The organism is Mycobacterium talmoniae (genome assembly GCF_001854525.1).
GTDB lineage: Bacteria > Actinomycetota > Actinomycetes > Mycobacteriales > Mycobacteriaceae > Mycobacterium > Mycobacterium talmoniae.
This window is the reverse complement of the sequence record NZ_MLQM01000230.1, coordinates 1-6,683: the sequence shown is the minus strand read 5'-3', so window position 1 is coordinate 6,683 and position 6,683 is coordinate 1. Positions and strand designations below refer to the sequence as shown.

Here is a 6,683-nt window from a genome sequence, read left to right as displayed (position 1 = left end):
ACCGTGGTCGCTAGGTGTCGCGTGGGCAGGGAGATTGGTACAACAGCCGCCTTCCGGGGCCGGCGGGCCTAAGTCCCCCCCGCCCCGCCCAGCGCCTGCTGCAGCGGGCAGTCCGCCACCCCCCCTCGGAGTCCGGTGCCAGGGTCGGCGGTTCGTCCCGGGTCGGCGTCCCGCCGCGGCAACGCGTCGGTCGGTGTCGACAGGCTGACCGGGGCGTCGGTGGCCACCCGGACGACGGGCGCGGCCGCCTCGATGTAGTCGGCGGCCGCCTGCAGCTTTGTCCGGACCCCTTTGGGCATCGACGATTTCGGGTCGGCGGCCGCGGCCAGGATCGCCGCGAGCGAGCCGTGCTGCGCCAGCAGCCCGGCGGAGGTCTTCTCCCCGATGCCGGGCACTCCGGGCAGGCCGTCGGACGGATCGCCACGCAGCAACGCCAACTCGGCGTAGGCGGCACCGGCCCGGTCGGCGGGCACGCCGTAGCGTTCGGCCACCTCGTCCGGGCCGAACAGTGTCGCCTTCGCCAGCCCGCGCCCCAGGTACAGCACCCGCACCGGCACCGGCTGGTCGGTCACCACTTGCAGCAGGTCCCGATCGCCGCTGACGACGATCACCGGGTCGCGGTGTTCGGCGGCGGCCAGGGTGCCGAGCACATCGTCGGCCTCGAACCCGGCGGCGCCGCCGGTCGCGATCCCGAACGCGTCCAGGATGTCGCCGATCATCTCGACCTGGGGGGACAGCTCGTCGGGCACTTCCTCGATGTCGGGCTGGCCGGCCGGCTCGGCCTCCGCGACCCGATGCGCCTTATAGGAGGGAACCCGGTCCACCCGGAACTGCGGCCGCCAGTCCAAGTCCAGGCACACCACCAACCGGCGTGGCCGGTGCTGGGTGATCAGGGTGGCCACCGAGTCCACAAAGCCGCGCACTGCGTTGACCGGGCGCCCGTCCGGGGCGGTGATCGACGACGGGACGCCGAAGTAGGACCGGAACCACATACTGGCGCCGTCGAGAAGCAGCAGGGGAGCCATGGGTGCAAGCCTATTTCCGGTTGACTCTGCGTCCACCACGCGGTCCACTCGCACTTCTGCGTGGTAGGCGCAGAGTCAACACCGCTAGCCTGGCTGTCGTGACTTCCAGCAGATTCGACACAGATGTCTATGCCCGTCGGCTCACCGCTGCGGCCGCCGCCACCGGTGCCGCCGGCCTGGCCGGTCTGGTCATCACCCCCGGCTACGACCTGCGGTATCTGATCGGTTCGCGCGCGCAGACTTTCGAGCGGCTCACCGCGCTGGTGCTGCCGGTGTCCGGCGAGCCGACCCTGGTGGTGCCCCGGTTGGAACTGGCGTCGCTTGTCGAATCCGCGGCCGGTGAGCTCGGGCTGACGGTGCGCGACTGGGTGGACGGCCAGGACCCCTACCGGCTGGTCGCCGAGGCGCTGGGCGGCGCACCGGCGCGCACGGCGGTCACCGACGCGATGCCGGCGCTGCACCTGCTGCCGCTGGCCGAGGTGCTCGGCACGCTGCCGGTGCTGGCCACCGACGTGCTGCGGGAGCTGCGGATGATCAAGGATGACAGCGAGATCGACGCGCTGCGCAAAGCCGGTGCGGCCATCGACCGCGTGCACGCCCGGGCGCCGGAGTTTTTGAAACCCGGCCGCACCGAGGCCGACGTCGCCGCCGACATCGCCGACGCGATCCTGGCCGAGGGGCATTCGGAGGTGTCGTTCATCATTGTCGGCTCCGGACCGCACGGCGCCGATCCGCATCACGAGCACTCCGATCGGGTGCTGCAGGCCGGCGACATAGTGGTCATCGACATCGGCGGCTCGTATGCGCCCGGATATCACTCGGACTGCACCCGCACCTACAGCCTCGGTGACCCGAGTCCGGAAGTGGCGCAGCAGTATTCGGTGCTGCAGCGGGCCCAGCGCGCGGCGGTGGCGGCGGTGCGGCCGGGCCTGGTCGCCGAGGACGTGGACCGGGTCGCCCGGGACATCTTGGCCGAGGCCGGGCTGGCGGACGCGTTTGTGCACCGGACCGGGCACGGCATCGGGTTGTCGGTGCACGAGGAGCCCTACATCGTCACCGGCAACCGGACCGTGCTGCGGGAGGGGATGGCGTTTTCCGTCGAGCCGGGCATCTACTTTCCGGGGCGGTGGGGCGCGCGCATCGAGGACATCGTCGTCGTCACCGCCGACGGGGCACAACCGGTCAACAGCCGACCGCACGAGTTGATCGTGGTGCCGGTCGAGTAGCCGGCGCGGCATTCACAGGGGTGAATTGCGTTCCTCCGCAGCGCTCGTAGGGTTGGGCAGCAACACGGCGTTCGGGGGAGTTCAGTGGCGGACCAGACATTGGCGGTGGTTCCGGCCGGATTGCTGGCGGCAGCACACGTCATCGCCGGCCAGGCCGCGGCGTTGCGGATCCCAGGCGGGCGTTCCGGCGACGCGGCGGAGGCCTCCGCAGCGGCCGCCGCGCGGCTGTCGCGCGCGTTGCACGATTGTTGCGACGGCTTGTCGCGCCGGCTGACGGCGGTGTCGCACGAGCTGGAGACCGCGGCCGGCCGCTACACCGGGACGGACGCCGAAGCCGGCGCGGTGCTGGGCGCCGTTGCGCCGGTCGGGCAGCGGTAGCCGTGCCGGGCGGGCCGCCGGCGCGTTCCCGCATCGAAACCTGGGACCAGACCGCCGGCGGGCTCGCGGAGTCCGCCCAAGACTGGCGGACCCGCGCGGAGCTGCTGGAGCGGGCCGCCGACGTCTACGGCGCCCAGGTCGCCGCCCCGGGCGGCACCGAGTGGCGCGGTCCGGGTGCTGCCGCGCTGGCCGCCGCCGCCGACGCCGACCGGCGGGCGATCTACCGCGGGGTGGAGCATGCCCGTCGCTTGGCCGATATCGCGGCCCGCGGCGCCGACGGGTTGCGGTGGGGACGCCAACGGACCCTGGCGGCCGTTGCGGACGCCGAACGTGACGGATTCCGGGTCGCCGAGGATCTCTCGCTGACCGATCGGCTCTGGGCGGATATGCCCGACGCGCACCGTGCCCGGCTGCAGGCGGCGCGCGCCCATTGCGACCAGATCCGTTACTGCGCGGCTCGACTGCAGACCGAAGACGAACGCATCGCCGCTCAACTCGACGCCGGGGTGGCTCAGCTGACCGCGGTGGCGCGCACCGTGTGGGCGGCAGACGACCTGCCGGCAGCCGAACCCCCGGTTATCCCGCCGCCGGACACCGACCCCGCCGAGGTCCACCGGTGGTGGGCGTCGCTGACGTCGGAACGGGCGCGGTTGATCGCCGAACACCCACCGGGGTTGGGCAATCTCAACGGCATTCCGGCCACCGTGCGCGACGAGGTCAACCAAGCGGTGATGAACGACGACATCGCCCGGGTCGAAGACACCGTCCAGGCGTGGGGGATCACCCCGGAAGACCTGCAGAATACGGGCCACGACGTGTTCCGGACCCCCGAGAAGTACGGGCTGTCGCGGATCGACATCACCCGGTACCGCAATGCCACGAAGACCAAGGCGGGCCTCAAATACGATCGCGGGGACGGGGTTACCGCCGACCGGCCGGTGTTGTTGTGGTCGTATGACCCGGTGGCCTTCGGCGGCCAGGGCACGGCGGCGATCGCGATCGGAAACCCCGACGAGGCGCAAAACACCACGGTCATTGTCCCGGGCACCGCCAGCAGCGTGGCGCAGGGCTGGATGGCCGACCACGTCGACGCGGTCAACGTCTATGAGCAAAGCGTGCGGGCCGATCCGACCCGTTCTACCGCGGTGATCGCCTGGATGGGCTACGACGCCCCGGACGGCTTCGGCGATCGGCGGGTCACCGCGCCGGGGTTGGCGCGCCAGGGCGGCGAGCTGTTGGCCCGCGACGTCAACGGGTTATGGGTCACCCACCGCGGTGTCGACCCGCAGCATGTCAGCGTGGTCGGGCATTCCTACGGGGCGACGACGGTCGCCGACGCGTGCGCACGCAGCGGGCTGCACGCCAACGACGTCATCCTGTTGGGCTGCCCCGGCACCGACCTCGCGCGCAGCGCCGCCGACTTTCATCTCGACGGCGGCCGGGTGTACGTCGGCGCCGCCTCCACCGATCCGGTCAGCTGGATCGGCCAAACCGACGGCGTTCCCGGCGAGCTGCTCAAAAACGAACTCCGCCAGCACGGTATCCCACTGCCCCTCGATGCGGGGCTGGGGCGCGATCCGGCCGGGCAGGGTTTCGGGTCGATCCGGTTCCACGCCGAGGTGCCCGGCTCCGAGCAGCTCAACCGCCACGACCACGCGCACTACTACCAGCTGGGCAGCGAGGCGCTGCGCGGCATGACCGACATCGTCACCGGCCATGCCGAGCGGTTGACGACGGACGAGTTGGTCGCCGAGGGGCGGCGTCAACCGCATATCGGGACCCCACCCGCGATCCGGATTCCGGGGCTGCCGCCGATCCAGCTCCCGCACCTCGATACCCGCATCCCCGGGCTCCCGGCCTATATCGATCCGGAAGGCGCGCGTCATACCGTGCGCGACGATCACGCGTACGGGTGAGGACCGTCGGCATCCGAAAGCCGCGCCGAGCCGCCCGATCGCATGCTTATGCTGATCCGGCAAACTGCGCCGAGGGTCGGGAGGGGTCGGGCGTGGACACGACGACGTTCGGGCGCTACCAGTTGCAGCAGCTGCTGGGTGAGGGCGGCATGGGCCAGGTGTACCGGGCCTACGACACCGAAACCAGGCGCACCGTCGCGGTGAAGGTGCTGCCCCCGCAGCTGGCCCAGGACCGCACCTTTCAGGACCGGTTCCGGCGGGAGGCGTACGCGGCGGCGTCGCTCAATGACCCGCATGTGGTGCCGCTGCACACCTTCGGCGAAATCGACGGGCGACTGTATCTGGATATGCGGCTGATCGAGGGCACCGACCTGCAGACGTTGCTGACCACCGCGACCGCACCGATGGACCCGACCCGCGCGGTGGGCTACCTGGAGCAGGTGGCGTCGGCGTTGGATGCGGCCCACGCGGTCGGGCTGGTGCACCGCGACGTCAAACCGTCGAACATCCTGATCGCCGCGCGGGATTTCGTGTACCTGATCGACTTCGGGATCGCGCGGGCGGCCGACGAAACCGGGCTGACCAGCGCCGGCAGCACCATCGGCACCTTCGCCTATATGGCGCCGGAGCGGTTCGACACCGGTCACGCCGACGCCCGCAGCGACATCTACTCGCTGACCTGCGTGTTCTACCAGTGCCTGACCGGGCAGCGGCCGTTTCCGGGCCAGGGGCTCGAGCAGCAGGTCGCCGGGCACCTCACCAAGCCGCCGCCGCGACCGTCGGCGGTGGTGCCCGGGGTGCCGCCGGGCCTGGACGACGTGATCGCCACCGGCATGGCCAAAGACCCCGCCGAGCGGTACCCGAGCGCCTCGGCGCTGACCGCCGCGGCGCGGGCCGCGCTCGACCCGGCGGGCACCCAGCCTGACGTTCCGCAGTCGGTGGTTCCCGCGTGGACTCCGCCGGTGTCGGCGTGGGCGCCCACCCCGCAGTACGCCCCCGGGCCGCCCTCCCCGGTGGCCGGCCCGGTCATGCCGCGCCGCGGCGGCGCGGTGGCCGCCCTGATCGCGGCGCTCCTGGTGCTGTTGGGGGTGGCGAGTTTCGCCGCGTGGCAGGGGACTCGCGTCGTCACCGCCGACGCGGTCGTCCGCCACGACACCGCACAGCGGCAAGCGGCGATGAAGGCCGCTAGCGACTTCGCGGTGATACTGACCTCGATTAATTCGAAGACGGTAGACCAAGATTTTCAGAAAGTCCTCGACCACAGCACCGGCGAGTTCCGCGACATGTATGAGAAGTCGTCGATGCAACTCCGCCAACTGTTGATCGAAAACAAGGCGGAGGCCATCGGCACCGTTGTAGCGGCCGCCGTGGATGCGATTGACGACCACCAGGCACGGGTGTTGATTGCGGTCGATCAGAAGGTCACCAACGTTGCGGTACCGGAACCGCGGATCGACCGATCCCGCATGCTGATGACTTTGGAGCGTCATGACGGCGAATACCTCATCTCGAAAGTGGAGTTGCCGTAATGACATCGCACCCCACGCCCGCACCGGTGCGACGACCGAATCGACCGCTGTGGGTCATCACCGCCGTGCTGGTGGTGCTCACCGTGGCCGTGGGGATAGGGGCGGTGCTGCTGACGGTCACCAAAAACCGACCGTCACATCAACCACCGGATTATGCGGCGATCGAGGGCGCCGCACGAGATACCGCACTGGCACTGATCTCAATAACCCCGGCGACCGCGCGCGATGATGTGGCGAACGTGCAGAAATTCCTTATCGGCGAGGCCCTCGACCAATACCGCCGCGGAATAGATGCGGTCGTCGCCACTGCGGAACAGCAGCACACCTCCACGAAGGGGACGGTGATCGCGGTCGGGGTGACCACGGCGGATGCTTCGTCGGCGACCGTATTGGTCTTCGCGGATCAGGCGGTGACGCAAGGCAGCGGCCAGCCGAATCTGGATCGCAGCAGACTGCAATTTCACCTGGTCAAAAACAGCGGGCCCTGACTTTTATCACCGAGCGGAGGTTCGCGACCCCGTAGGTCTGTGACCTGCGGTGTTGGTGGGCGGTGAAGCGAAATTTGCGCACTAATTTTGGGCCGTAGGCTGCCCGAATGGCCTATGTCCG

General features: G+C 70.2%; 5 protein-coding genes and 1 pseudogene. 5 read left to right on the top strand and 1 reads right to left on the bottom strand.

What is annotated here, in order from left to right:
* Positions 1–68: 68 nt before the first annotated feature.
* Complete coding sequence (locus BKN37_RS24965; protein WP_071029716.1) at positions 69–1,025, bottom strand: 5'-3' exonuclease; 957 nt, start codon at positions 1,023–1,025, stop codon at positions 69–71.
* Between the two features lie 98 nt (positions 1,026–1,123).
* Here BKN37_RS24965 and BKN37_RS24960 point away from each other — a divergent pair, with 98 nt between their 5' ends.
* The 5 genes and pseudogenes from BKN37_RS24960 to BKN37_RS24940 all read left to right on the top strand — a co-directional run bounded on the left by BKN37_RS24960 (position 1,124) and on the right by BKN37_RS24940 (position 6,562).
* A complete protein-coding gene (locus BKN37_RS24960) occupies positions 1,124–2,251 on the top strand; it encodes a M24 family metallopeptidase (RefSeq protein ID WP_071029714.1) in 1,128 nt (375 codons plus the stop codon).
* An 84-nt stretch (positions 2,252–2,335) separates the two neighbouring features.
* Positions 2,336–2,629 carry a hypothetical protein gene (locus BKN37_RS24955; protein WP_071029712.1) on the top strand — a complete coding sequence of 98 codons (294 nt, stop codon included), beginning with the start codon at positions 2,336–2,338 and terminating at the stop codon, positions 2,627–2,629.
* Between the two features lie 2 nt (positions 2,630–2,631).
* On the top strand, positions 2,632–4,545 hold the full coding sequence (locus BKN37_RS24950; RefSeq protein WP_071029711.1) for an alpha/beta hydrolase: 1,914 nt from the start codon (positions 2,632–2,634) through the stop codon (positions 4,543–4,545).
* A gap of 92 nt (positions 4,546–4,637) precedes the next feature.
* Positions 4,638–5,447, top strand: a pseudogene (locus BKN37_RS30510) (serine/threonine-protein kinase); the annotation flags it as partial.
* A 626-nt stretch (positions 5,448–6,073) separates the two neighbouring features.
* Positions 6,074–6,562 (top strand): hypothetical protein, encoded by a 489-nt coding sequence (locus BKN37_RS24940; protein ID WP_131823688.1) that lies wholly within the window; start codon positions 6,074–6,076, stop codon positions 6,560–6,562.
* Positions 6,563–6,683: the final 121 nt, after the last annotated feature.